Annotated in this window: 28 protein-coding genes; all 28 read right to left on the reverse strand. The window is 62.8% G+C overall.

The annotated features are described in order from the left end of the window. Position 1: 1 nt before the first annotated feature. On the reverse strand, positions 2-799 hold the full coding sequence (locus A9Z00_RS03895; protein ID WP_296974569.1) for a phosphatidate cytidylyltransferase: 798 nt from the start codon (positions 797-799) through the stop codon (positions 2-4). A 5-nt stretch (positions 800-804) separates the two neighbouring features. Then, the gene (locus tag A9Z00_RS03900; protein ID WP_296974572.1) at positions 805-1,581 is read right to left on the reverse strand and encodes an undecaprenyl pyrophosphate synthase; all 777 of its coding nucleotides are present in this window, start codon (positions 1,579-1,581) and stop codon (positions 805-807) included. A gap of 91 nt (positions 1,582-1,672) precedes the next feature. After that, entirely contained in the window at positions 1,673-2,227 is a 555-nt protein-coding gene (gene frr, locus A9Z00_RS03905; RefSeq protein ID WP_296974575.1) for a ribosome recycling factor, read from the reverse strand. Beyond that, on the reverse strand, positions 2,227-2,955 hold the full coding sequence (pyrH, locus tag A9Z00_RS03910) for a UMP kinase (RefSeq protein WP_296974578.1): 729 nt from the start codon (positions 2,953-2,955) through the stop codon (positions 2,227-2,229). The genes frr and pyrH overlap by 1 nt, the downstream gene beginning before the upstream one ends. 98 nt (positions 2,956-3,053) lie before the next feature. Next, positions 3,054-3,704: a translation elongation factor Ts gene (gene tsf, locus A9Z00_RS03915; RefSeq protein ID WP_296974579.1), complete on the reverse strand. Its 651-nt coding sequence runs from the start codon at positions 3,702-3,704 to the stop codon at positions 3,054-3,056. Between the two features lie 166 nt (positions 3,705-3,870). Further along, complete coding sequence (gene rpsB, locus A9Z00_RS03920; protein ID WP_296974581.1) at positions 3,871-4,569, reverse strand: 30S ribosomal protein S2; 699 nt, start codon at positions 4,567-4,569, stop codon at positions 3,871-3,873. 173 nt (positions 4,570-4,742) lie between these two features. Further along, a complete protein-coding gene (locus A9Z00_RS03925; protein ID WP_296974583.1) occupies positions 4,743-5,384 on the reverse strand; it encodes a hypothetical protein in 642 nt (213 codons plus the stop codon). Further along, entirely contained in the window at positions 5,381-5,935 is a 555-nt protein-coding gene (locus A9Z00_RS03930) for a hypothetical protein (RefSeq protein ID WP_296974586.1), read from the reverse strand. The genes A9Z00_RS03925 and A9Z00_RS03930 overlap by 4 nt, the downstream gene beginning before the upstream one ends. Before the next feature lie 16 nt (positions 5,936-5,951). Next, positions 5,952-6,272: a hypothetical protein gene (locus tag A9Z00_RS03935; protein ID WP_296974588.1), complete on the reverse strand. Its 321-nt coding sequence runs from the start codon at positions 6,270-6,272 to the stop codon at positions 5,952-5,954. Between the two features lie 56 nt (positions 6,273-6,328). Next, entirely contained in the window at positions 6,329-7,732 is a 1,404-nt protein-coding gene (locus tag A9Z00_RS03940; protein WP_296974589.1) for a flagellar assembly protein A, read from the reverse strand. 22 nt (positions 7,733-7,754) lie between these two features. Further along, positions 7,755-8,564, reverse strand: a complete 810-nt coding sequence (locus A9Z00_RS03945; protein WP_296974591.1) for a FliA/WhiG family RNA polymerase sigma factor — start codon at positions 8,562-8,564, stop codon at positions 7,755-7,757. A 176-nt stretch (positions 8,565-8,740) separates the two neighbouring features. Beyond that, the gene (locus A9Z00_RS03950; RefSeq protein ID WP_296974592.1) at positions 8,741-9,172 is read right to left on the reverse strand and encodes a hypothetical protein; all 432 of its coding nucleotides are present in this window, start codon (positions 9,170-9,172) and stop codon (positions 8,741-8,743) included. 1 nt (position 9,173) lies between these two features. Continuing rightward, on the reverse strand, positions 9,174-9,656 hold the full coding sequence (locus A9Z00_RS03955; protein WP_296974594.1) for a chemotaxis protein CheD: 483 nt from the start codon (positions 9,654-9,656) through the stop codon (positions 9,174-9,176). Beyond that, complete coding sequence (locus tag A9Z00_RS03960; protein ID WP_296974596.1) at positions 9,653-10,273, reverse strand: chemotaxis protein CheC; 621 nt, start codon at positions 10,271-10,273, stop codon at positions 9,653-9,655. The genes A9Z00_RS03955 and A9Z00_RS03960 overlap by 4 nt, the downstream gene beginning before the upstream one ends. Continuing rightward, a complete protein-coding gene (locus A9Z00_RS03965; RefSeq protein WP_296974598.1) occupies positions 10,270-10,737 on the reverse strand; it encodes a chemotaxis protein CheW in 468 nt (155 codons plus the stop codon). The genes A9Z00_RS03960 and A9Z00_RS03965 overlap by 4 nt, the downstream gene beginning before the upstream one ends. A gap of 46 nt (positions 10,738-10,783) precedes the next feature. Continuing rightward, positions 10,784-12,835, reverse strand: a complete 2,052-nt coding sequence (locus tag A9Z00_RS03970; protein WP_296974600.1) for a chemotaxis protein CheA — start codon at positions 12,833-12,835, stop codon at positions 10,784-10,786. A 63-nt stretch (positions 12,836-12,898) separates the two neighbouring features. After that, positions 12,899-14,110, reverse strand: a complete 1,212-nt coding sequence (locus A9Z00_RS03975) for a protein-glutamate methylesterase/protein-glutamine glutaminase (RefSeq protein ID WP_296974601.1) — start codon at positions 14,108-14,110, stop codon at positions 12,899-12,901. Between the two features lie 28 nt (positions 14,111-14,138). Beyond that, on the reverse strand, positions 14,139-15,002 hold the full coding sequence (locus A9Z00_RS03980) for a MinD/ParA family protein (protein WP_296974603.1): 864 nt from the start codon (positions 15,000-15,002) through the stop codon (positions 14,139-14,141). Further along, positions 14,995-16,302, reverse strand: a complete 1,308-nt coding sequence (gene flhF, locus A9Z00_RS03985) for a flagellar biosynthesis GTPase FlhF (RefSeq protein ID WP_296974605.1) — start codon at positions 16,300-16,302, stop codon at positions 14,995-14,997. The genes A9Z00_RS03980 and flhF overlap by 8 nt, the downstream gene beginning before the upstream one ends. After that, positions 16,299-18,332 (reverse strand): flagellar biosynthesis protein FlhA, encoded by a 2,034-nt coding sequence (gene flhA, locus A9Z00_RS03990; RefSeq protein WP_296974607.1) that lies wholly within the window; start codon positions 18,330-18,332, stop codon positions 16,299-16,301. The genes flhF and flhA overlap by 4 nt, the downstream gene beginning before the upstream one ends. A 20-nt stretch (positions 18,333-18,352) precedes the next feature. After that, positions 18,353-19,453, reverse strand: a complete 1,101-nt coding sequence (flhB, locus tag A9Z00_RS03995; RefSeq protein ID WP_296974610.1) for a flagellar biosynthesis protein FlhB — start codon at positions 19,451-19,453, stop codon at positions 18,353-18,355. 21 nt (positions 19,454-19,474) lie between these two features. Further along, on the reverse strand, positions 19,475-20,254 hold the full coding sequence (gene fliR, locus A9Z00_RS04000; protein WP_296974612.1) for a flagellar biosynthetic protein FliR: 780 nt from the start codon (positions 20,252-20,254) through the stop codon (positions 19,475-19,477). A gap of 12 nt (positions 20,255-20,266) precedes the next feature. Next, positions 20,267-20,536 carry a flagellar biosynthesis protein FliQ gene (gene fliQ, locus A9Z00_RS04005; RefSeq protein ID WP_296974614.1) on the reverse strand — a complete coding sequence of 90 codons (270 nt, stop codon included), beginning with the start codon at positions 20,534-20,536 and terminating at the stop codon, positions 20,267-20,269. 27 nt (positions 20,537-20,563) lie between these two features. Next, on the reverse strand, positions 20,564-21,319 hold the full coding sequence (gene fliP / locus A9Z00_RS04010; RefSeq protein ID WP_296974616.1) for a flagellar type III secretion system pore protein FliP: 756 nt from the start codon (positions 21,317-21,319) through the stop codon (positions 20,564-20,566). After that, complete coding sequence (locus A9Z00_RS04015; RefSeq protein WP_296974618.1) at positions 21,316-21,948, reverse strand: flagellar biosynthetic protein FliO; 633 nt, start codon at positions 21,946-21,948, stop codon at positions 21,316-21,318. The genes fliP and A9Z00_RS04015 overlap by 4 nt, the downstream gene beginning before the upstream one ends. Positions 21,949-21,952: 4 nt before the next feature. Then, positions 21,953-22,315 carry a response regulator gene (locus A9Z00_RS04020; protein ID WP_296974621.1) on the reverse strand — a complete coding sequence of 121 codons (363 nt, stop codon included), beginning with the start codon at positions 22,313-22,315 and terminating at the stop codon, positions 21,953-21,955. Positions 22,316-22,337: 22 nt separating this feature from the next. Continuing rightward, positions 22,338-23,588, reverse strand: coding sequence for a flagellar motor switch phosphatase FliY (gene fliY, locus A9Z00_RS04025; RefSeq protein ID WP_296974623.1), 1,251 nt, complete (start codon positions 23,586-23,588; stop codon positions 22,338-22,340). Then, positions 23,578-24,576, reverse strand: a complete 999-nt coding sequence (fliM, locus tag A9Z00_RS04030; RefSeq protein WP_296974624.1) for a flagellar motor switch protein FliM — start codon at positions 24,574-24,576, stop codon at positions 23,578-23,580. The genes fliY and fliM overlap by 11 nt, the downstream gene beginning before the upstream one ends. Positions 24,577-24,588 lie beyond the last annotated feature (12 nt).

The following is a 24,588-nucleotide window of genomic DNA, read 5'->3' on the forward strand; positions in this document are numbered from 1 at the left end:
TTCATGACGGAGGAATGAGACCGGTCAGCACGAGCAGCGGGAAGACGATCAGCCAGCTGTCGCATCGGTCCAGCACGCCGCCGTGTCCGGGCAGCAGCTTTCCGGTATCCTTCACGCCGCGCAGCCTCTTGTATGCCGATTGGATCAGGTCGCCCATCTGGCCCGCGACCGACGCGGCCAGCCCGATCGCGACGGCGCGGCCGACGGACAGCCAATCCGGCGCGGCCAGCGCGAAGACCACCGCGACGGCGAGGGCCGCCAGCACGCCGCCGACCGCGCCTTCGACGGTCTTGTTCGGGCTGATGGCCGGCCACAGCTTCGTCCGGCCGAACCAGCGCCCCGTGAAATACGCGCCGGTGTCCGAAGCCCAGATGCAGCCGAACGCGAGGGCCGTCCAGAACAGGCCGTTCGGTTCCGCATCCCGCACGTCGATCATCGCGGAAAATCCGGCTCCGATATAGACGACGCCCATCAGCAGCAGCGATGCGCCGTCGAGCGTCGCCTTGTTCCGCGTCAGCACGGTGACCGCGAGGAGCGCCGCCGCGAGCGGCCAGACGGCCTCGTGAACCGGGAAATCGGAAAGCCCGGTCTGTTCCCACGGAAAAACGATTGCGGCCAGACCGGCGTAGCCGACCGGCACGAGCGGATGGCCGAGCTTCATGCCGTTGAGCTGGACATATTCGTAAAATCCGATGACGGCCATGAGCATGAGCAGCGCGTTGTAAACCCAACCGCCGAGCACGGCCGCCGCGGCGAACAGCAGACCGGCCGCCAGGCCGGTCGCGATCCGTTGTCTCATGCCCGCTATTCGCCCCCGTCCTTCAGTCCGCCGTAGCGCCGCGTGCGGCGCTGGTATTCGCCGACCGCCTCGTAGAAATGGGCCTCCGTGAATTCCGGCCAGTAGACGTCGGTGAACCACAGCTCGCTGTAGGCGAGCTGCCACATCATGAAGTTGCTGATTCTCAGTTCGCCGCTCGTCCGGATGAGCAGGTCCGGCTCCGGCATCCCGCTCGTCTGCAACCGCGCTTCGATGTCGGCTTCGGTAATCGCGTCGGGGTCGATGCGGCCTTCCACGGCGTCGCGGGCCAGCGCTCGGGCCGCCTCCAGCAGTTCTTTCCGGCTTCCGTAATTGAGCGCGAAGTTGAGCACCAGCCCGCAGTTGCCGGCCGTTCGCCGGATCGCCTCGTCGATCGCTTCGAGCGTGTGCGCCGGAAGGCCTTCGCGCTGGCCGATCATCCGGACCTGGACGTTGTTCGCGATCAGCTCATCCAGCTCGATCGCGAGAAATTCCTGCGGAAGCCGCATCAGAAAGTCGACCTCCGCCTTCGGACGCTTCCAGTTCTCGGTGGAGAACGCATACAGCGTCAGATAGCGGATGCCGAGCCGGTTCGCCGCGCGCACCGCCCGCTTGACCGCCTGCATGCCGGAACGGTGCCCCGCGGCGCGCGGCAGCCCGCGCTCCCTGGCCCATCTTCCGTTGCCGTCCATGATGATCGCCACATGCTGCGGCAGATTGTCCGGCGACAGCGCTTCCGGCCCCGTTACGCGCGTCTCCGTCCGTCCGCGAATTCGCTCGAACATGCGCATCCTCCCCGTCCGCTGACTGCGGCCCGCCGCAAGGCCGCCCAAACTGTTGCAGCCCCGCCGGTCGGAGGGGCTGCCTGAAGCCGCATCACACTTCCAGGATTTCTTTCTCTTTGGCGGCGATGATGCGATCCACTTCGGCGATGAACCGGTCCGTCAGCTTCTGGATGTCGTCCTGGTGGCGGCGCGATTCGTCCTCCGAAAGCTCGCCCTTCTCCAGCTTCTTGATCTCGTCGTTGGCGTCCCGGCGGATGTTGCGGATCGCCACCTTCGCTTCCTCGCCGAACTTTCTCGTCTGCTTCACGAGATCGTTCCGCCGCTCTTCCGTAAGCGGCGGAATGCTGAGCCGGATGACCGAGCCGTCGTTGGCGGGAGTCAGGCCCAGTTCCGACTTCAGGATCGCCTTCTCGATCTCGCCCAGCACCGATTTGTCCCACGGCTGGATGACCAGCGTCCGCACGTCGGGCGTGTTGATCGTGGCGAGCTGGTTGATCGGGGTGGGAACCCCGTAATAGTCCACCGTAATGCGGTCCAGCATCGCCGGTGTGGCCCGGCCCGCGCGAAGCGTCGCGAGATCCCGGCGCAGCGCGGCGATCGCCTTGTCCATCCGCTCCTCGGCGTTCTTTTTGATCGATTGCGGCATCACTTCCCACTCCCTTTGACGATCGTTCCGATTTTCTCGCCCATGACAACCCGCTTGATGTTCCCTTTCTCCGTGATCGAGAAAACGATAAGCGGAATGTTGTTGTCCATGCAGAGCGACGAAGCCGTCGAATCCATGACGCCCAGATTCTGGTTCAGAACGTCGAGGTACGTAAGCTCATCGTATTTGCGGGCGTTCGCGTCCTTCAACGGATCGGCCGAATATACGCCGTCGACCTTGTTCTTGGCCATCAGGATGACTTCCGCCTCGATCTCCGCCGCGCGCAGCGCGGCCGTCGTGTCGGTGGAGAAGAACGGATTGCCCGTACCGGCCGCGAAAATGACGACGCGCCCCTTCTCCAGATGGCGGATCGCCCGGCGCCGGATGTACGGCTCCGCGATTTGCTGCATCGCGATCGAAGTCTGCACGCGCGTCGGAACGCCGATCTTCTCGAGCGCATCCTGAAGGGCAAGCGAATTCATCACGGTCGCCAGCATGCCCATATAATCCGCGGTCGCGCGGTCAATCCCCTTCGCCGAACCCGCGATGCCGCGCCAGATGTTGCCGCCGCCGACGACGATCGCGACCTGAACCTTCATCTCGACGACTTCCTTGACCTGTTCCGCGATCGACGAGACCATTTCGGCATCGATGCCGTATCCCGTTTGTCCGGCGAGCGATTCACCGCTGACCTTCAGCACGATCCGTGAGTATCTCGGTCGCTCCAATCGGATTACCTCCATCTTGCTCTCTGGCTGGGGCTGTCTGTGTTGTGAACAGAGCGACGGCGGAGCGGTCCGTCCGCCCCGCCGTCACCGGATGTGGATTACTTCTTCACCTGGGCCATGACTTCTTCGACGAAGTTGTCCTGCTTCTTCTCGAGGCCTTCGCCGAGTTCGAAGCGGGCGAAGCGGCGGATCGTGATATTTTCGCCGATCGTGCTGATCTTCTCGTTCAGAAGCTCCTGGATCGTCTTGTCGGGATCCTTGACGAACTGCTGCTCCAGCAGGCAGTTCTCTTCAAAGTACTTGGCGATGCGGCCTTCGACGATCTTGTCGACGACCTTCTCCGGCTTGCCTTCGTTGAGCGCCTGGGCGCGCAGGATTTCGCGCTCCTTGTCGAGCACTTCCTGCGGCACGTCCTCGCGGCGGATGTACTTCGGATTCGAGGCCGCGATGTGCATCGCGATGTCGCGGACGAATTCGCGGAACTGATCCGTCTTCGCGACGAAGTCCGTCTCGCAGTTCACCTCGACGAGCACGCCGATCCGTCCGCCGCCGTGGATGTACGATTCGACAAGACCTTCCGTCGTGATTCTGCCCGCCTTCTTCGCGGCCGCCGCGAGCCCCTTTTCGCGCAGGATTTCCATCGCGCGCGTCATGTCGCCGTTCGCTTCCTCAAGCGCCTTCTTGCAATCCAGCATGCCTGCGCCCGTCTTCTCGCGCAGTTCTTTCACTTCTGCAGCAGAAACCGCCATATGATTCTGGAACCTCCCGCATATCGTTTCGTTCATGCCGCTCCCGCGGCGGTCGGCCCGGCACCCTCCGGCAGGGCGCCGGCTGATCGCACATGCTCTTAAAAAAAGGGCGGCGAGAGGTTTGCACCTTCCAACCGCCCATGCTGCCGGGTCATTGGCCTCGACGTCAAGCGGACGTCTCTTCCCCCTGATTCGCTTCCAGGATCGCGTCCGCCATTTTCGAGGTCAACAGCTTGACCGCGCGGATCGCGTCGTCGTTGCCCGGAATCACATAATCGATCTCGTCCGGATCGCAGTTCGTGTCGACGATGGCGACAATCGGAATGCCGAGCTTGCGCGCTTCGGAGACCGCGATGCGCTCCTTGCGCGGGTCGATCACGAACAGCGCCGCCGGCAGGCTGCGCATGCCCTTGATCCCGCCGAGGAACTTCTCGAGCCGCTCCTTCTCCTTGCGGAGCAGGATGACCTCCTTCTTCGGCAGCACGTCAAACGTGCCGTCTTCCTCCATCTGCTCGAGCTCGCGCAGACGGTCAATCCGCTTCTGGATCGTCTGGAAGTTCGTCAGCGTGCCGCCGAGCCAGCGTTGATTGACGTAAAAATGGCCGCAGCGTTCCGCTTCTTCCCGGACCGAATCCTGCGCCTGCTTCTTCGTGCCGACGAACAGCACCTTCCCGCCGCTCGCGGCGACGTCGCGGATGAAGTTGTAAGCTTCCTCGACTTTCTTGACCGTCTTCTGCAGGTCGATGATGTAAATGCCGTTCCGTTCCGTGAAGATGTACTTCTCCATCTTCGGGTTCCACCGGCGCGTCTGATGGCCGAAGTGGACCCCGGCTTCCAGCAATTGCTTCATGGAGATGACCGCCATCTTCACCGCACCTCCTCCGTTGGTTGATATCCTCCGCCGATCGCATCTTCCGCCAAAACTTCCCGACCGGGAAGCACCCTTGGCGGAATTGACCGACGTGTGTGCTGAACACCGTCAACTACTATACCATATCTTGTTCGGGGGCGCAAGGCGAACGCCGGACGCCGCCCGCGTCATTCCGCGGGCGGACTCGTGATGATCGTCTGCACCTCTTCCAGCGTCTCGCGGCCGGTAAAGTTGTAATACCCCGCCCGGATTTTGGTGCTCTTCCGGGCCATCCGTTCGATCAGGGCGTCCGCGTCCTCGATGACGCCTTCCGATTCGAGCAGCCTGGCCGTCTGCGTAAGCGTCATGCCCGGCCGGATGCGCACGCGGATGGCGGTTTCCGCCGCGCCGTCCGCAGCCGCTTCCGAAGCCGTCTCCGAAGCCGCTTCCGCGGTTCCTGCGTCCCCGCCGTCCGCTTCCGGCCGTTCGCCGCCTTCCGTCGATCCGCCCGCCGTGTCTTCCGGCGCGGCGTCTTCCCTGCCGGCATCCGCTCCGAACGCCGCACCCTCCGGAGACGGATTGCCCGCTTCAGCCTCTTCCGGCCGACCGTCCGGCGATTCCCGCGCGAGCTCGCGGCGGATCCGCTCCTCCGCCTCCGCGATCATCTCGTCCACTTCGGATTGGGTGTAAAGCGCCTCTTCCCCGGCCAGCCTTCCGAGCTCCGCCAGCCGCTCGTTCTGCTCCCTTCCGGCCTGCATGAGCTGAAGCGCCAGCGCGCCGGCGACGAGTCCGATGCCGAGGCCGAGCAGCAGGGATCGCTTGTCGATCATGCCTTTTCTTCCTCCCGCTTCGCAAGCTGCAGGATCAGCATGACTTCGCCCTTGTTCATGCCGGTCTGCTTCGCGATCGCTTCGACGGACTTGCCCTGTTCGTGCAGCGCGAACAGCTCCGCGTACCGGCTCCGGATGGTCGGCTCTTCCCGCTCCCTGCCTTCGCCGTCCGGCAAGCGTTCCGGAACGGCGGCCGCCTCGGCCGCGCCGGCCGTGTCGATGCGGCCGAGTCCTTCGATCCGTTCCGCGAGCCTGCGCTCGGTCTGGCTCAGCATCCGCTCCAGTTCCTCCGTCCGCCGTTCGAGCGCGGCGATCCGCTCGTCGCGGCCCGCGTTCTCCTCGCGGACCCTGCGCTCGAACCCGGCGATCGACGCGGCGATCTCCCGGTTGTCCGCTTCCATCGTCTCCATGAATTGTTCAAGCGCCGTCTGCAATTGCACGGCGCTTGCGTCATCGGGCCGGGAGCCGGTCCCGCGCCGCGGCATGAGAAGCGCGGCCGCAACGGTTACGGCTCCGAGCAGCACGATCAGCTGCCATGGCTCCACACTCATCCCCCGCATTTCCTGTTCAGAACGAGATATCGATGTGCCTGCCCTTGTACGGATGCGAAGCATCCTTCGGCGGACGGGGCCCGTCCGGCTGGACCGATCCCTGTTGCCGCCGCTGCCGCCCGCCGCCCTGCTGCCTCGGCTGTCCGTCGCGGATCGGGCGGTTTTCGGTTTCCTCCGGAGCGGTGCTCTTCTGCCGGAGCCGCTCCGTCTCCTTCTCGCTTTGCGCGGCCAGCATCTGCTGTTCGGCGGCCGGCCTCGCCATCTGCTGGCCATACATAGTGGAAGCGTCCGGTGTGCGCGGGATCGAGGTCTGAAAATCGATCGGTCTGAACGGCATCGCCGTGCCCCCCATTCGTTCGGATCGTCATCCTGATGCTCGCAGCCGGCTTCGGGTCAGTACAGCGGCAGCATCGTGATCTCGCCGTCTGCGAACTTGAAATAGACGCGCGAGCAGGGTTCCTTGACGAACCGGGTGTACCTGCCGATGACGATCTTGGTCCCGCCATAGACGGTGTTGAAGACTTCGACGCGCGCGTTTTCCGTATTTTCCAGAATTTTCTCGATTTCGAGAATCCGCTCCTTGACCACTTCCAGCTCTTCCGTCAACTGGCGCTTCGTCGTCGCGAGCTTCTGCCGCATGATCAGCTTGTCGGGGGCAAGCTGTCCGGTTGCGGCCATCTGGTCCAGCAGGGCAAGGGCCTTGTTCGTCTTGTCCAGGTTGTCGGACAGCTGGCGCTGCTGCTGCCTGAGCTGGGTCAGTTCGCTGCGCAGTTCGGGCGCAACCCCGACTTCGATCGACGTCGCCGTGGACAGCGTGTTGCCGATCGTCCGGGCCTTCACCCGCTCGCCGGCCTGAACCGATCCGCCGACGATCAGTCCCTTCGAGCCAAAGCAGATGACGTTGCGCGAGGCGCGGATGTTCGAGTGCATGATGCTCTGCGAGACGATGATATCCTCATTCGCGAACACGTTCGCATCCTGGATGAACGCGCAGCGGACGTGGCGGCCGGCCTTCACATGCCCCTTGCCGCCGGCCATGATGCCGCCCGTGATTTCCACGGAACCTTCCGCTTCGACCTCGGCGCCTTCGACGCCGCCGATGATGCGGATGTCGCCACCCGCCCTGACGCGGAAGCCGGTCAACACGTTGCCGCGGATGACGACGGTGCCGACGAAATCGATGTTGCCCGTCTTGTAATCGACATCGCCGTTCACTTCGTAGACGGGGAAGACATTGATCCTCTCCCGCTCCGTCTTGGTCACCATGCCGTCGATGGCCGCGTACATCGCGGTCTGCTCCTGGTTGACCACGACGTTCTTCCCCACGCGGAACCGGGCTTCCTTGCCGTTCTTCGCCGGAATGACGGCCCCGGTCACCGACATGCCCGGAATGCCCGCTTCCGCGGGAATCCGCTCGGCGATCAGCTGGCCTTTCTTCACACTGCAGATTTGCGTTATCGCCTTGAAATCGACCGTGCCGTCCTCGAGCTCGACGGGTCCTCGCTGTTGTTCGTCGGGATCGACGAAGAGCCGGATCATCCCGTCCTTGCCGTCAACCGGCGGCTGGCCGACGGCCACGACGGTCTGGCTGTAAAAGTAGGCCTTCGGATTGCGGGCGATGCTCTCGAGCACGTCGTCGCGAATTCCGAAGACGACGCCGCGGCTTCGCAGATACGCGTCCAGCTGCTCGGCCGTGCAGCTGAAGTTGTCCACCGCCTTGTGGAAATAGAGAACGGCGGTCAGATTGTCGGGTGAAATGGTGACGCCGATGGTCGATCCCAGGTCGGTCGGTTCCATGGTGACTCCCCCCTTTGGCGGATCAGTTCTCAAGCAACTGTTTTTTCTGCTTGTCCAGCGCGCCTCGCAGACGAAGGATGGCTTTCGAATGCAGTTGGGATATGCGGGATGGCGAAAGCGACATCACTTCGGCAATCTCGCTGAGCGACAGTTCCTCGTAATAGAAGAGCGAGATGACGATGCGCTCCTTCTCCGTCAGCCGCTCGATCCCCTTGATGAGGGTCTCCTTCAGGAATTGCTCGTGAACTTTGTAATCCGGGTTCTTCGCCTTCTCGTCCACGAGCATGTTGAGCCGCGTCTCCGCCTCTTCATCCCGGATCGGATCCTCGAGCGAACAGACCGTCGTCACCGCGATCTCCTGCAGCATCTGCTGGAACTCGCGTTCCGACACGTTCAGATACGCGCTCACTTCCGCATCGGTGACGGATCGGAGCAGCTGCTGCTCCAGGGTCGCATAGGCCTCTTCGATCTTCTTCGCCTTCTCGCGGACGGAGCGCGGCACCCAGTCGCCCTGGCGGAGTCCGTCGATCATCGCGCCCCGGATCCGCCAGGAAGCGTAGGTCTCGAATTGGAGCCCGCGCCGGTGATCGAATTTCTCGATCGCGTCGATCAGGCCCATCACGCCATGGCTGGTCAGGTCTTCCTTCGAGACGTTCTTCGGCAGCCCGATCGCCATCCGGTTCGACACGTATTCGACAAGCGGAAGATAATATTCGATCAGTTGCTTCTTCGCCTCGATGTCGCGGTTTTCCTTCCATTTCCGCCACAGCTCGAAGGTGGATTCCCGGGATGTATTCGGTTCGGACGGACGGGAAATCTTCGGTTCGATCATCGTCCTCTCACCCCTTCCTGCTTCCCGCAAGCAAAACGGCCCGCGTCTTCATCGCCGGAGGTGCGCCCGTCCGCGCCGCGGACAAGCCGGACGGCTGCGGGCTTCACGCGGGCGCATCGTTCCGTCCGGACTTCCCCGTCTTGTTTGAAGGAAGCGTTCCTGGCCATCCGGATGCGTCAGTTGTCGCCGTCCCGGGCCAGATGGCGGACGGCATCCGCCAGTTCTTCCGGGTTTTTGCCCTCGATGGAGAACAGCCGCTTCGGTTCAAGCGGCCGGAATTCCGCCGCCGGGTCGGACGGACGGCCGTTATCGCGCTGCGCCTTCAGCATCTCGCCCAGCTCCGCCGCGTCGTCCGGCGTCCGAAGATCGACGTGCGCACCGGTCTCCCGCGCTTCTTCGGCGGCCATGAGCACCCGTTCGGCTTCGTTCGAAGCGACGATCAGCTGCAGTGCTCCGCGCAGCAGCCAGCCGGCGGCGAAGAACGCGGCAAACGCGTAGACGGCGCGGATGCAGGACACGACGAATCCGTTGTTGCCCAGCGAGAAGAAGAACGTCAGCAGCATGCCCGTCAGTCCCAACACGAGATTCCAGCGAATGGATCCCAGCATGTCAAAGCTCCTTTGTCCCGTACTGAATGCTCCGAATGGTCAAGATCCCGGTGGCGCTGTCCAGTTCGATCGTCCGGCCGTAGTTGGCGCCGGTGTCCTCGGCCACCAGCGGAATGCCGAGCTTTTCCAGCATCTGCTTGCAGGTCTCGACGTTGCGCGGTCCGATCCGCATCGTATCCTGCCCGAAGGCGAACATCTGGGCGCCTCCGGCCAGCTTGGCGACGAGCCGCCTGCGCGACGCGCCCGCCGCAATCATCGCCTCGAGCATGTCCGGCAGCGCGGTGTCCGCGTATTTCGCCCGATTAAACGAGGTCTCCCGCGCAATCTCCGAGGAGGGCAGCATGATGTGGGCCATGCCGGCGATATGCTCGGCTTCGTCGTACAAGGTGAGGCCGACGCAAGATCCGAGGCCGGTCGTCTTGAGCACGGCGCCCGATCGCGCGATCTTCCAGTCGGCCATGCCGACCTTGATCGTTTCCGTCATGAGCCCGGCACTCCCAGCGCCCGGAAGATCGTGCCGAACGAATCCGGATCCGGGATGAGAAAGAATTGGCCCTCGACGGTGTCTCGGCCCTCGAGGAACTTCGTTTCGATGAGCAGGGCGGCGTCGCCCATCTGACCGAACTGCAGCAACCCGTACGACAGGATGGCACCGGCCATGTCGATCGCGAGCGACGGCACGGTCGGCGTCAGGTTCAACCCGGTAAAATCCGCCAGCGATGACAGATAGGATCCCGCCAAAATGTTGCCGATCTCATTGAGCGCAGACAATTCCATCTCCGAAAAGGCGCCTTCTTCCGGATCGATGGACAGCAGGTGCTTGAGCAGGCGCCTGGCCGAATCTTCCCGGATGATGAAGAACATGTTGCCCGGTGCGTCACCCTCGACGCGCAGGAACACGGCGATGACGACCTGTTCCGAGCCGCCGACGCGGTCCGCGATTTCCTCGAACGGCACCAGGCTCACCGTCGGCACGGACATGTCGACCGGCTGGTTCAGGATGCGGGACAGCGCGGTCGCCGCGTGTCCCGCTCCGATGTTGCCGACTTCCTTCAGGACGTCGAGCTTGAACTCGTCCTTGAATTCGTTCCAGAAATTCACGATTCGGACCCCAACTGCTCGAGCTGGATGATCTCGTCCTTGTTCAGCACTTCGACCAGGTTCAGCATGATGAGGAGGCGGTCGTCGTCCAGCTTCGCGACGCCGCGCAGGTATTTTGCCTTGACGCCGCCCACGACTTCCGGCGGCGCCTCGATCTTGTCGCTGTCGATGTCGATCACGTCGTTCGCGGAGTCGACGATGAACCCGACCTCGATGTCGTTCACCTGGACGGTGATGATCCTCGAGTTCTCCGTCGTCTCGGCCTCCGGCAGGCCGAACCGGCCGCGCAGATCGATCACCGGCGTGACGACGCCGCGCAGGTTGATGACGCCCTTGACGAACGGCGGCGTCTTCGGCACGCGCGTGACGGGCATCATCCGCTCGATCGTCCGGACCTTGTCCACCTCGATGCCGTACTGCTCTCCCGCCAGCGAGAATACGATGACTTTCAGCTCTTCACCCATGGGAAGCCCTCCTTGCATTGGTATCAGGCAGAGTCGGCGGCTGTGTCTACTTGATCAGCGCGTTGGGATCGATGATGAGCGCCACCTGGCCGTCGCCCAGGATCGTCGCGCCGGATATGACACTGTATCCGGACAGATATTTGCCGAGCGATTTCAGCACGATGTCGCTCTGGCCCAGGAAATCGTCGACAAGGACGGCGGCCCATTTGTCGCCCTTCCGGATGATGACCGCTTCGCACTCTTCCTCCCGCCTGTCATCGTAATCCGGCGAATCGAGCACCTCCGCCAGCGACACGACGGGGATGATCGCCCCGCGGAACTCGATCATGGCGCTGCCGTGGATGTTGTGGATCTGGCTGCGCTTCACGATCGTCGTTTCCATGATGGAAGACAGCGGGATCGCATATTTCTCGGAACCGAGCTTGATCAGCATCGCCGAGATGATCGACAGCGTCAGCGGCAGCTGGATCGAGAATACCGTTCCCTTGCCGAGTTCCGACGTGACCGTAACCGAGCCGCCGAGGGAATTGATCTTCGACTTGACGACGTCAAGCCCGACGCCGCGCCCGGAGATGTCGGACACCTGCTCGGCCGTGCTGAAGCCGGGCGAGAAGATCAGCATGTAGACTTCCTCGTCGGTCATCGACTTGCCCTGTTCCTCGGTGATGATGCCGCGCTTCACCGCCGTCGCGAGCACCTTGTCCCGGCGGATGCCGCCGCCGTCGTCCTCGATCTCGATGAAGACGTTGTTGCCGCTGTGGAAGGCGCGCAGATGGACGGTGCCCGTCTCCGGCTTGCCGGCTTCCCGGCGCTTCTCGGGCGGCTCGATGCCGTGGTCGACCGAGTTGCGGAGCAGGTGGACGAGCGGATCGCCGATCTCGTCGATGACCGTCCGGTCGAGCTCGGTCTCCGCGCCGGTGATGACCAGATCGACCTTCTTGTTCAGCGATTTCGCGAGATCCCGGACCATCCGCGGGAAGCGGTTGAACACCGTCTCGACGGGAACCATCCGGAGCTTCAGCACGATGTTCTGCAGATCGGCGCTGATCCGGGCCATGTGCTCGACCGTCTCGGTCAGCTCGGCGCTCTTGATTTCGCTGGCCAGCTGCTCGAGCCGGACGCGGTCGATGAGCAGCTCGCTGAACAGGTTCATCAGCACGTCCAGCCGTTCGATGTCGACGCGGATCGTCTTGCTGGCGACGGCGCCCGTCGCCGGCCGCCTGTCCGCGGCTCCCGCGGGTGCGGAACCCGCGGCCTTCGGCTTGTCCTGTCCGTCCGCCGGCCGCGCCGGTCCGGACGGCTGCGAAGGCTTGGACAGCGCGCTGAGCGCTTCGGCGTCCAGTTCGGTGACATGCACCGATTCAATCTCCGAGATGTCCTCGATCCGCTTCTTCAACTCGTCGGCCGCCCATTGCGAAATCAGGAACACGGTGAAGGAGCTGTCGAACTTCTCCTGCTCGATGTCCTGCACCGAAGGCAGGGATTTCACCACTTCGCCGGCCTGCTCCAGCACGTTGAACACCATGTAGGCCCGGGCGGACTTGAGCACGCAGTCCCCGCGGAGCGTCACGACCGCCTGATACACGCGGTGTCCGGTGCCGAGCGACTGCTGCAGGACGGAATATTGAAATTGGTCAAGCACCGCTTCCCCGGCCTGCGGTGTTCCCGTCCCGGCGGGCGCTTCCGCCGCCGCGACCGTCTCCGCGGCGGCCGTGTATTCGCCGCTCACGATCTTCCGAAGCTGGCCGACCAGCTCCGAGACGTCCAGCTTGCCCGTCCCGCCGCCCACGATGTCCCGCACCATCGATTCGAGCGCGTCAAGGCCTCTGAAGAGCGTGTCGAAGATGTGGCTGTCCATCTTCAGCTTCCCGTTGCGCACGAGATCGAGCACGTTCTCCATCTCGTGCGTCAGATGGGCCAGGTCCTCGAACCCCATTGTCGCGGACATGCCCTTCAGCGTATGGGCGGAGCGGAAAATGTCCTGCACGATCGACAGGTCGTCGGGCGAGTTTTCCAGCCTGAGCAGATTCTCGTTCAAAGCCTGCAGATGGTCGTTCGATTCGTCGATGAACATCGACAGGTACGCGTTCATGTCCATGGCCTTGCACCTCCTGGTTGGACTCGGTTCACGGCGGAACAACGGCGCATCAAGCTTCGGACGTCAATCCCTGACGGCTGCGTTCAGCCGGGCGGGAATTTCATGGAGCGGCAGCACGAGCGAGGCGCCTCCTTCCTCGATGGCGGAACGCGGCATGCCGAATACGACGCAGGTCTCCTCCGCCTCGGCGATCGTCGTAACGGCGCCGCTCTCCGCCAGCCGCCGCATCCCCCGGGCGCCGTCGCTGCCCATGCCCGTCAGGACGACGGCGTGGCGTCTGAGCTCGGTGAACGGCACCAGCGATTCGAACAGCACGTCGACCGACGGGCGGTGTCCGTTCCGCTGCGGCGCATCCGTCAGACGGATGACGAACCCGCGACCGCCGGACGCCAGCTCCATGTGCCGCCCGCCGGGAGCGATATAAGCGACGCCCGGCTGAACCGGCTCCCCGTCCTCCGCTTCCTTCACCGTCAGGGCGGAGTGGCTGTTCAGCCGCTGCGCCAGCGACCAGGTGAACTTCGGCGGCATGTGCTGCACGATCAGGATCGGCGCCGGCAGATCGGCCGGCAATTCGCTGAGCAGCCGGTGCAGCGCCCGCGGACCGCCGGTCGAGGTCCCGATCGCGACGATGTGCCGGAACGTGCTTGCGGCTTCCGCGGCCGCCGGCTTCGCGGGCGCGGGAGGCGCAGGCCGTACCGGTTCCGGACCGGCTCCCGCAAGGTCCGGGACGGTTCGTTGCGATGCGCGGGAGCGAGGAGGGGCATCGATCTTCCGCGCCGCAGGTTGCCGCTCCGGCCGCTTCGGAACGACCGGCTTCGCCCTCGCGGAAGGGCGGGACGGCACCGACTCCGGCAAACGCCCGGACATCGGCCGCCGGCGAATCGTCACCGCCGTCCTCAGCCGGAGCATCAGCGCGTCGGCCGTCTTGCGGATCTCTTCGCCCGGTCCGGAAGGCTTGCGAATGAAATCGAAGGCGCCGAGCGAAAGCGCCGTGATCGTCTCCTTCGTGTGCTCCTCGCTGATGCCGGACAGCATGATGACGGGGCAGCCCGCTTCGGCGACGATTGTCTTGAGCGCCTCGATCCCGTTCATCTCCGGCATTTCCAGGTCGAGCGTGATGGCATCCGGCTTCAGCCTGCGATGGAGCTCCACCGCCTCCCTTCCGTTCTTCCCGACGGCAACGACGGTGAAGGCCGGATCGGATTCGATGATGTCCGTGAACAGCTTCCTCATGAAGGCGGAATCGTCCACCACCACGATCCGGTAAGGCTCCACCGGTGTTCACCCCCTATGCTGCCGAACATCATGGCTGTCTGAACATGCGTTCCAGGAAGCCCCGGATGCCGCCGGTTTTTTTCGCGGCCGGCATGGAGATGAACCTGCGCGCGATTTCCTCGACCGCCCTTGCCGCGCTTCCTCCCGGATAGGCGATCGTGAACGGCACCTGCCGTTTCACCGCCTTCGGCACGTTCGCGTCGTCCAGGATGATGCCGAGCAAGGGCAGGTTCAAGGAGAGAAACTGCTGCGCGACCAGGATGATCTTCTCCGCCGCCTGCCTTCCTTCGCGATTGTCGGCCGCCCGGTTGACGACCAGCTTGAATTCGACCTCGGGGTTCGTGGCCCGCACCATTTTGATCAGCGCGTAGGCATCCGTGATCGCCGTCGGCTCCGGCGTCGTCACGACGACCGTCTCCTGCGCCGCCGTGATGAACCGGACGGTCTCCTTCGTCAGCCCGGCCCCCGTATCGAACAGGATCAGGTCGTAATGCCCGTGCAACTTGTTGATCTGATCGCCGAAATAATCGAGCTCCCTGTCCGACAGGTTGAGCAAATCCCTGAACCCCGAGCCGCCGGCGATGAAGTGGAGCCCGAGCGGCCCCTCGTGGACGATCTCCCAGATCGCCTTCTCCCGGCGGAGCAGGTGGACGAGGCTGTAGGGCGCCTGCATCCCCATGAGCACATCGATGTTGGCCATGCCCATGTCCGCGTCGAAGACGAGCACGCGCTTCCCGAGCTTCTGCAGCGCCAGGGCGAAATTCAGGCTGAAGTTCGATTTTCCGACTCCGCCCTTGCCGCTCGTGACCGCGACGACCCGGGTCTGCAGCGGTTCCCTGTCCGCCCCCCGAAACTGCATCATGCTGCGCAGCGCTTCCGCCTGGTCAGTCATCGTCGTACGCCCCCAGGAGCTGCGCCACATATCGGTCGGAGCGGAACGGCTCGATGTCATCCGGCACGTTCTGACCGGTCGTGACATAGGCCGCCTTCAGATTGTGCTGCATGGCCAGATTCAGCACGGGACCGATCGAATCCGTCTCGTCCTGTTTCGTGTAGATGACCTTCGTCACGCCGTAGGCCTTGAAGCGGGATGCGACCGCTTCCAGATCCCGCGTCTTCCCCGTCAGACTGAGGACCAGGTACGTGTCGCAGTCTTCCTCCCGCTGGATGAGGCTGTTCACCTCGGAGACATACAGTTCGTTGCGGAAATTCCGGCCGGCCGTATCCATGAAAATGATCTCGCGGTCTTCGAGCTGCTTGAACGCGCGCGCCAGCTCAAGCGGAGAGAAGACGACCTCCATCGGCACGTTCAGGATGTTGGCGTAGGTCCGCAGCTGGTCGACCGCGGCGATGCGGTATGTATCCGATGTAATGAATCCGACCTTGCGCTTGGATCGCAGCACCTGATCGGCGGCCAGCTTTGCGAGCGTGGTCGTCTTGCCGACGCCCGTCGGGCCGACGAGGTGCACGACGCGTATGCCGTCGCGAATGCCCGTCGGCTCACCCGGATTCACCCATTCCTCCAGGACCTCGGCGGCAATCCGCCAGATGGTTTCCCTTCCCGCCTCGGGCGTATAGCCGGGATGCACCTTGATCTTGTCAATGAGCAGATCGATCCATTCCCGGTCGACATCCTGGTCCGTCAGCCGTTGGCGGAGCTTCGCGATCGCGGCCGATTCCTCTTCCAGCTCGCGGCTCCGCGCCAGCTTCGCCATCATCGCCTTCATCTGCCGGATCTCTTCCAGCACGGCATCCTGATCGACGACGAGACGGGAAGCCGGACGGGCCGGCGGCTCCTGCGGATCGGCCTGTCCGTTCTCCCGGTGATGGAGCGGAGCCGTCGGGGTTCCGGCCGCCCCGGCTTCGGCCGCCGCGTCCGATGCAAGGGACGGCGACTGCAGGAGGACGGCGGGATTCGGCGCCGCGCCCGCCGCCCCGGTCCCCGAGGCCCCGGTTGCGGCCGGCCTGGCCGGTGCGGTTCCGGCGCCGCCCGTCCGCCGCGGAACGGCGGGTAACGGGGGGTTCGTCTCGACGGCGGCGATCACCTCCATCTTCTTCTTGCGGAACAGACCGAGAAATCCGCCCACGTAAATCTCCTTCGTGTTCAGAATCACCGCATCCTGACCAAGCTCGCTGCGGATCATCGGGAGCGCCTGGGGCACATCGTCCACGACGTAGCGTTTGACCCTCACAGATTCACCACCCCGACACTCTGAACTTCAACGGTCGGTTCAAGCTCGCTGTACGACAGCACCGGAACGTCCTGCATCGTGCGCTCGATCAGCTGGCGCAGATACATGCGGATCGTCGGAGACGTGAGGACGATCGGCTGCTGTCCGGCCTGAATCTGCTTCGTGACCTGTTCGTTCAGCTTCTGATAGATCTGCTGCGTCGAGACGGGATCAAGCGCAAGATAGCTGCCGTGTTCCGTCTGCTGGACGGCTTCGGCGATCTTCTTCTCGAGCTGCGGTCCGACCGTGATGACCTTGAGCGTCTCGCCCGGCTGCGCGAACTGGTTCGTAATCTGGCGCGACAGCGCCTGGCGGACGTATTCGGTCAGAATGTCGGGATCCTTCGTGTAGGTGCCGTGATCCGCCAGCGTCTCGAAGATCGTGACGAGATCGCGGATCGATACCTTCTCCTTGAGCAGCTTGACCAGCACCTTCTGCACGTCGCCGATGGACAGAATCCCCGGGATCAGCTCGTCGACCAGCGCCGGATACTGTTCCTTCAGATTGTCGATGAGCTGCTTCGTCTCCTGGCGGCCGATCAGTTCGTGCGCGTGGCGCTTGATCACCTCGGTCAGGTGCGTCGCCACGACGGACGGCGGATCGACGACGGTGTAGCCGGCCAGTTCCGCCCGCTCCTTCATGGCATGGTCAATCCAGAGCGCCGGCAGGCCGAAGGCCGGTTCCTTCGTCTCGATGCCGACGATGGATTCGTCTTCGATTCCCGGGCTCATCGCGAGGTAATGGTTGAGCAGGAGCTCGCCCCGGGCGACCGTGTTGCCCTTGATCTTGATCACGTATTCGTTCGGCTTGAGCTGGATGTTGTCGCGGATCCGGATGACCGGAACGATGAGACCGAGCTCGAGCGCCAGCTGTCGGCGGATCATGATGATCCGGTCCAGCAGATCGCCGCCCTGCTGCGTATCCGCCAGCGGAATGAGGCCGTAGCCGAACTCGAATTCGATCGGATCGACCTGCAGCAGGCTGACGACGCTTTCCGGGCTGCGCACCTCCTCGATCTGCTGCTCCTCGACCATGAGCTCTTCCTCCTGCTTCTTCCGCTCCATGTTCCGGCTCATCCGGTATCCCGCGATCGCGAGGACGGCCGCGAACGGCAGCGTCGTGATCCAGCCGATCGGCGTGAACAGGCCGAGCATCGCCACGGTGCCGGCGACGATGTAGAGCAGCCGCGGATACTTGAACATCTGGCTCGTCACGTCGAACGCGAGGTTGCCCTCCGATGCCGTGCGCGTCACGACGAGACCCGCGGAGGTCGAGATGAGGAGTGCCGGAATCTGGCTGACGAGGCCGTCGCCGATCGTGAGAACCGAGTAAGTCTCCAGTGCTTCGGCAAACGACATGCCGTGCACGACCATCCCGACGACGAAGCCGCCGATCAGGTTGATGAACAGGATGATGATGGCCGCGATGGCGTCGCCCTTGACGAACTTGCTCGCACCGTCCATCGCGCCGTAGAAGTCGGCTTCCTTCTCAATCTTCTCGCGCCGCTCGCGCGCCTGCTGCTCGTTGATCAGGCCGGAGTTCAGGTCGGCGTCGATGCTCATCTGCTTGCCGGGCATCGCGTCGAGGGTGAAGCGCGCCGCGACTTCCGCGACCCGCTCCGCGCCCCGCGTGATGACGATGAACTGCACGACGACAAGGATGAGGAAGACGATGAAGCCGATCGCGATCTCGTTGCCGGCGACGAACCGGCCGAACGTCTCGATGACGTGGCCGCCCTCGCCCTTCGACAGGATGTTCCGCGTCGCCGAGATGTTGAGCGCGAGCCGGAACAGCGTCGTGATCAGCAGGAGCGAGGGGAAAATGCTGAAGTTGAGCGCGTCGTTCGTGTTCATCGCGATGAGCAGAATCATGAGCGCCAGCGAGATGTTGACGACGAGCAGAAAATCGAGAAGCGGGAGCGGGATGGGAATGACCATCATGAGCACGATGCCGATGATGCCGATGAGGATGATCAAATCTTTGGTCTTCATGCGGTACTCCCCCTTCCCGTTCAGGACGTCCTGATGCGGCCTTTCAATCTATAGATGTAAGCCAGCACTTCCGCCACAGCCTGGAACAGGTCGACCGGGATCGTCTGTCCGACCTCGGTCCGTTCATACAGCGCTCTGGCGAGCGGCTTGTTCTCCATGATCGTAACGCCGTGCTCCTTCGCGACCTCCCGGATGCGAAGGGCCAGATAATCGATCCCCTTGGCGACGACGACCGGCGCGTCCATCTCCGCCGCGTCGTATCGCAGGGCGACCGCGTAGTGCGTCGGGTTCGTGATGACCACGTCCGCCTTCGGCACTTCCTGCATCATCCGCATGATCGCCATGCGGCGCTGCTTCTCGCGGATCCGGCTCTTGATGAGCGGGTCGCCCTCCAGCTTCTTGTGTTCTTCCTTGATGTCCTGCTTGGACATGCGCAGGCTTTTCTCGTGCATGTATTTGTTGTACAGGAAGTCCAGCAACGCCAGCACGACGAGCAGAACGGCGATCTTGATGCCGAGGGACAGCGTCAGCGACGCGGCGAACGACAGGATCTGTTCGGGCGTCGCCTGGTCCAGCAGCACGATCGAATCCATCTCGCCGCTGATGGTCACATAGACCATGAGTCCCACGATCAGCAGCTTCAGGATGCTCTTTGCAAACTCGACCAGCGCGCGGCTCGAGAACAGCCGCTTTACGCCCTGGATCGGGCTGATGTTGCGGAGCGAGGGCTTGATCGGTTCGAACGTGAACAGCCAGCCGAACTGGAACAGGTTGCTCGCGATGCCGACTATGACGGCGATCGCGAAGATCGGCAGCAGGAGCAGCGCGATTTCCGTCATCCAATGCGAGACGAACCGGCCCAGCGAGTCCGCGGTCAGCTCCGCCGTGAGCCCGCTCTCGAAGGATTCGCCGAACAGGCGGTACAGCCGGTCCCTGTAGTAACCGCCCAGCATCAGGAAGCCGAGAAACGCGAACAGCAGGACGAACGCCGAAGGAATTTCCTGGCTCGAGGCGACCTGGCCTTTCTTGCGCGCTTCCTGCCTTCTGCGGGGCGTCGCCGGCTCCGTCTTCTCCTGGCTGAACAGCTGCAGGTCAAGGATGAGCCGATACCGTCGTTGCATCCCATGCCACCCTTCCCGGATTCAGCCCGTGATCGCGGCCATCAGCAGCCGGAGGTGATGGAACAGGACCGACATCAGATACGAGCAGAACGCCCCGAACCCCGCAAGGGCCGCCATCATGACGAGCAGACCGACCAGAATCTTGACCTGCAGGCCGACCACGAACACGTTGAACTGCGGAGCCGTCTTGGCGAGAAATCCGAGCCCGACGTCGGTCAGGAACATCGCGACGAGAACCGGTGCGGCCAATTGGAATCCGAGAAGGAACGTCGTCGCAAACGTCCGGGCAAGCTGTTCCGTCAGATTCCCCGCCGCAATCGCCGCGTACAGATCGCCGGCCATCGGCAGCCATTCGTAGCTGTCCATCAGCGCGGCCAGCATGTAATGGTGGCCGTTCATGGCGAGGAATACGAGGATCAGCAGATAATATTTGAAATTGCCCGTCAGCGGGGCCGAAGCCCCGGTCATCGGATCGACGATGTTCGCCATGCCGTATCCCATCATGGTGTCGACGAAGGCGCCGGATATATGGGCCACCTCGAAGAACAGGTAGAAGAGATAACCGAGCAGAAGCCCGGCAAGCACCTCATGGATGACGTGCAGCAAATAGGTCGCGTCCTGGGGCACCGTCCGCGGCATGCCGCCCGCAAGGTAGACGATCAGCGATACGAAGAATCCGAGCCCGATCTTGAACGGCGCCGGCACCTGCCGAATCGCGAACAACGGCGATGCGACGAAAAACGAAGTGATTCGACAAAAGACCAGCAAAAAAACAGAAAATCCTTGCAAGAAGCCGTCCATGATCCGTTGGTCCTATCCGATGTACCTATGCAGGTTGTTGAGCAGGGTGTAGGCAAAATCGACGACCGTGTTCAAGATCCAGGGCCCGAAGATGATCAGCGCCACCAGCACCGCCGCGATCTTCGGTATGAAGGCCATTGTCGGTTCCTGGATGTGCGTCGTGGCCTGGAAGATGCTGACGATCAGGCCGACGGCCAGCGCGATGATGAGCAGCGGCGCCGCCGCCTTGAGCACCGTATAGACGGCCTGGCCCGCCAGACCGATGATGAAATCCTCGCTCACGGCAATCGTCCTTTCCCTTGCGCGGCGTTAAGGATTGAAGCTGAGCAGCGCCGACTTGACGACGAGATACCAGCCGTCCACCAGCACGAACAGCAAAATCTTGAACGGCAGCGAGATCATCATGGGCGGCAGCATCATCATCCCCATCGCCATGAGCGTGCTCGCGACGATCATGTCGATGATCAGGAACGGCACGAAGATCATGAAGCCCATCTGGAATGCCGTCTTCAGCTCGCTGATCGCGAACGCGGGAACGAGCACGGATATCGGAATGTCCTCGACGGATTCCGGCCGTTCCATCTTCGCGTAGCGCATGAAGAGCAGCAGATCTTTCTCCCGCGTATGCTTGGCCATGAACTCCTTCATCGGCACGGCCGCCGCTTCGAGCGCCTCCGTCTGCGTGAGCTCGCCCCTGAGGTAGGGCTGGAGCGCGGTCTCGTTCACCTCGGACGGCGTGGGCGCCATGATGAACAACGTCAGGAACAGCGCCAGGCCGATGATGACCTGGTTCGGCGGAGTCGTCTGCGTGCCGATCGACATCCGGACGAATCCGAGCACGACCACGATCCGGGTGAAGCTCGTCATGAGCACGAGAATCGCGGGCGCGAGGCTCAGCACCGTGATAAGGAGCAGAAGCGACAGCGCGGACGTGTTCGGTTCCTCCGATTCTCCGCCGATCGATATGTCAATGTTCGGCAAGATGGCGGCGGAAGCCTGATGATCGCCGAACAGGGCGAACAATGCCGCCGTCAGGACAACGGACAGCCACAGTTTGGTCCTCATTCGTCCATCAACCGATCTTTCGACTGCGATTCTTTCATCAGCGACGCGAACTGCTGTTTTGTACCGGCATGCCGTTCCAGATTGTTCCGCAGCACGGCTTCGAATTCGGTGATGCTCCACTCCTGGTCCGGCGTCGCCTTGTTTCGTCCTCCGCGCATCCGGTTCAGCCAATCGCCGAACGACGAAAGGTTGAACGGCTGCGGGGCGGGATTTTCCAGAACGGCGATCAGCCGGGCGGCCTCCTCCGCATCGTCAATCCGGTCGATGAGCGTCACGTTCTCGCCGACGCCGACGAGATACACCTTCCCGCCGACCTCGATGACCTGAAGCGATTTGTTCTGCCCAAGCGCGATTCCGCCCAGCGAACGGAGCGATCGGTTTTGTCCCCAGGCGCGCGTGCGGGAAGCAAGAAAGCGGAGCGTAAGCACGATGAGAATGATGACGATGACAAGCGCGACGATGACCCACACGGCGTGGCCGAGCGCGTCCATTCCGTCGGGAAGTTCCGGCGGCGCGTTCTCCGTGCCCGAAAGATCGTCCTCGGGTGCCGATCCGAACGCCGCCGCGGGATGCAGCAAGGCCGCCGCTGCCACGGGCAGCGCGGCGACGATATGCGGGCGGATACGCATCTTGTCACCCGAGCGTCTTCTTGATCGCTTCGATGACGCGGTCCGCCTGGAACGGCTTGACGATGAAGTCCTTCGCTCCCGCCTGGATGGCATCGATGACCATCGCCTGCTGCCCCATGGCGGAGCACATGATGACCTTGGCGCCGGGGTCGATCTTCTTGATCTCCTTGAGCGCCTGGATGCCGTCCATCTCCGGCATCGTGATGTCCATCGTGACCAGATCCGGCTTCAGCTCCTTGTAACGTTCAACCGCCTGCATGCCGTCCTGCGCCTCGCCGACGACTTCGTAGCCGTTTTTCGTCAGAATGTCGCGGATCATCATTCGCATGAAAGCTGCGTCGTCAACAATCAGAATGCGGTGTGCCATCGTACTTTTCCTCCCGGGATGTCTATTGTAGTTTTTGGATCCGGTCCCATTGGCTGACGATTTCGGTCACACGAACGCCAAAATTCTCGTCGATGACGACGACCTCGCCCTTCGCGATCAGCTTGTTGTTGACGAGAATGTCCACCGGCTCGCCCGCCAGCTTGTCCAGCTCGATGACCGACCCTTGGGACAGCTCGAGAATTTCCTTGATCTGCTTGGAAGTCCTCCCTAATTCTACCGTTACCTTGAGCGGAATGTCGAGCAGCAGATTCAAGTTGTTGTCTTCAGCCTGCACGTAGGGCGGGTTGCCGAAGCTCGGGAATTGTACCGGCTGCACGTTCACGCCGCGGGTCGGTACGTTGCCGTAGGTTTGCGGTCCCTGCGACGAGATCGGCGGTTGTATGTACGGCTGCTGTTGCGGCGGCTGCTGCGCGTACTGCTGATAGGGCTGCTGGGCGTACGGCTGTTGCTCGTACGGTTGTTGGGCGTACGTCTGCTGCATCGCCGGCTGCGGTTCCGGTTGGGCAGGCTCTGCCGCGGCCGCGCTCGCCGGTTCCGCAGCCTGCGCGGATGGCGCCTGCCGGGCCGGATCGCCCCCGAGCAGCGTCCGGACGAGCTCTTTGGCGAACGTAACCGGAAGCAGCTGCATGATGGTCGAGTCGATCAAATCGCCGATCGTCAGACGGAACGCCACCTTGACGAACACGTCGACGGGCGGCAGGCTGTTCACGCCGTCCCCCTTCATCACATCCAGGATGTTGACGGTCGGCGGCGAAATGTTGACCAGGCGGTTGAAGATCGTCGACATGGAGGTCGCGGACGAACCCATCATCTGGTTCATCGCTTCCTGTACGGCGCTGACATGGATCTCGTTCAGCTCTTCGTCGTCGCCGCTGACTTCTCCGGATCCTCCCAGCATCAGATCGGCGATGATCCGCGCGTCCCTCGTCTTGATGACCAGCGAATTGATGCCCTGGAATCCTTCCACATACTGGACGTGAACGGCGACGTGGGGCTTCGGGAACTCGGCCTCCAGATCGTCGCGGCGGATGATCGACACCTTCGGCGTCGTGATGTCCACCTTTTTGCCCAGGAGCTGCGAAAGCGCCGTGGCTGCGCTGCCGAACGTGATGTTGCCGATCTCCCCGATCGCGTCCGCTTCAACCGGATCGAGCATTTCCTCCTGCGGTTCCGGCTGTACCGGGTCCGGTTCGCTCGCTTGCCGCAGCAAGGCGTCGATCTCTTCCTGTGACAAGTAATCTTTACTCGTCATTTTCCTCCTCCGCTCCTTCCACGATCTGGTCGATTTGCACGGCCATGCGGTCCCGGATCGTGCCGGGCGTGCCGATGAATTTCAGCTTTTCGCCAACCCTGATGTGCAGCCCCTCGTCGGTGCGCCGGTTCAGCGTGATCACGTCGCCGGGCTGCAGGCTCAGGAACTCGCGGATGGTGATCGTCGAAGTGCCGAGCTCCGCGATGATCGGCAATTTCGCCTTGTTGACCCGGTTGCTCAGTATTTCGATCTCTTCAGGCGCGCGGTTCTTCTTCTGGGCAACAAACCAGTGATGCACCGAGAGCCGGTGCATGATCGGCTCGATGACGACGTGCGGTATGCACAGGTTGATCATCCCCGTCGTATCGCCGATTTTGGTGCTGAGCGATATGAGCGCGATTGTCTCGTTCGGCGACACGATCTGCATGAACTGCGGATTCGTCTCCAGTCCTTCCAATCGCGGATGGATCTCCAGCACCGTCTTCCACGCTTCCGCAAGGCTGTCCAGCGCCCGGTTGAAAATGCGCTCCATGATGCTGTTCTCGATGTCCGTCAGCGCGGTGATCTTGTTCGGCGCGATGCCTTGTCCGCCCAGCATGCGGTCAAGCATGGCGTACGCGACGTTCGGGTGCACTTCGAGCACCATCCGGCCTTCGAGCGGTTCGGCTTCGAAGATGTTCAGGATCGTCATTTTCGGAATGGACCGGATGAACTCGTCGTACGGAAGCTGCTCGACCTGCACCACGTTGATCTGGACGAACGTCCGGAGCTGCGCGGAGAAATAGGTGGTCAGGTAACGCGCGAAGTTCTCGTGGATGCGCGTCAGGCTGCGCAGATGGTCTTTCGAAAAGCGGACGGCGCGCTTGAAGTCGTAGGTGCGGATCCGCCTCTGCGTCTCTTCCTTCTTCAGTTCCTCCGCGTCCATCTCGCCGGATGACAACGCAGCGAGCAGCGCGTCGATCTCGTTCTGCGAAAGCACATCCACCACTGTATCACCCCC

Source organism: Thermobacillus sp. ZCTH02-B1 (assembly GCF_002159085.1).
Classification (GTDB): domain Bacteria; phylum Bacillota; class Bacilli; order Paenibacillales; family Paenibacillaceae; genus Thermobacillus.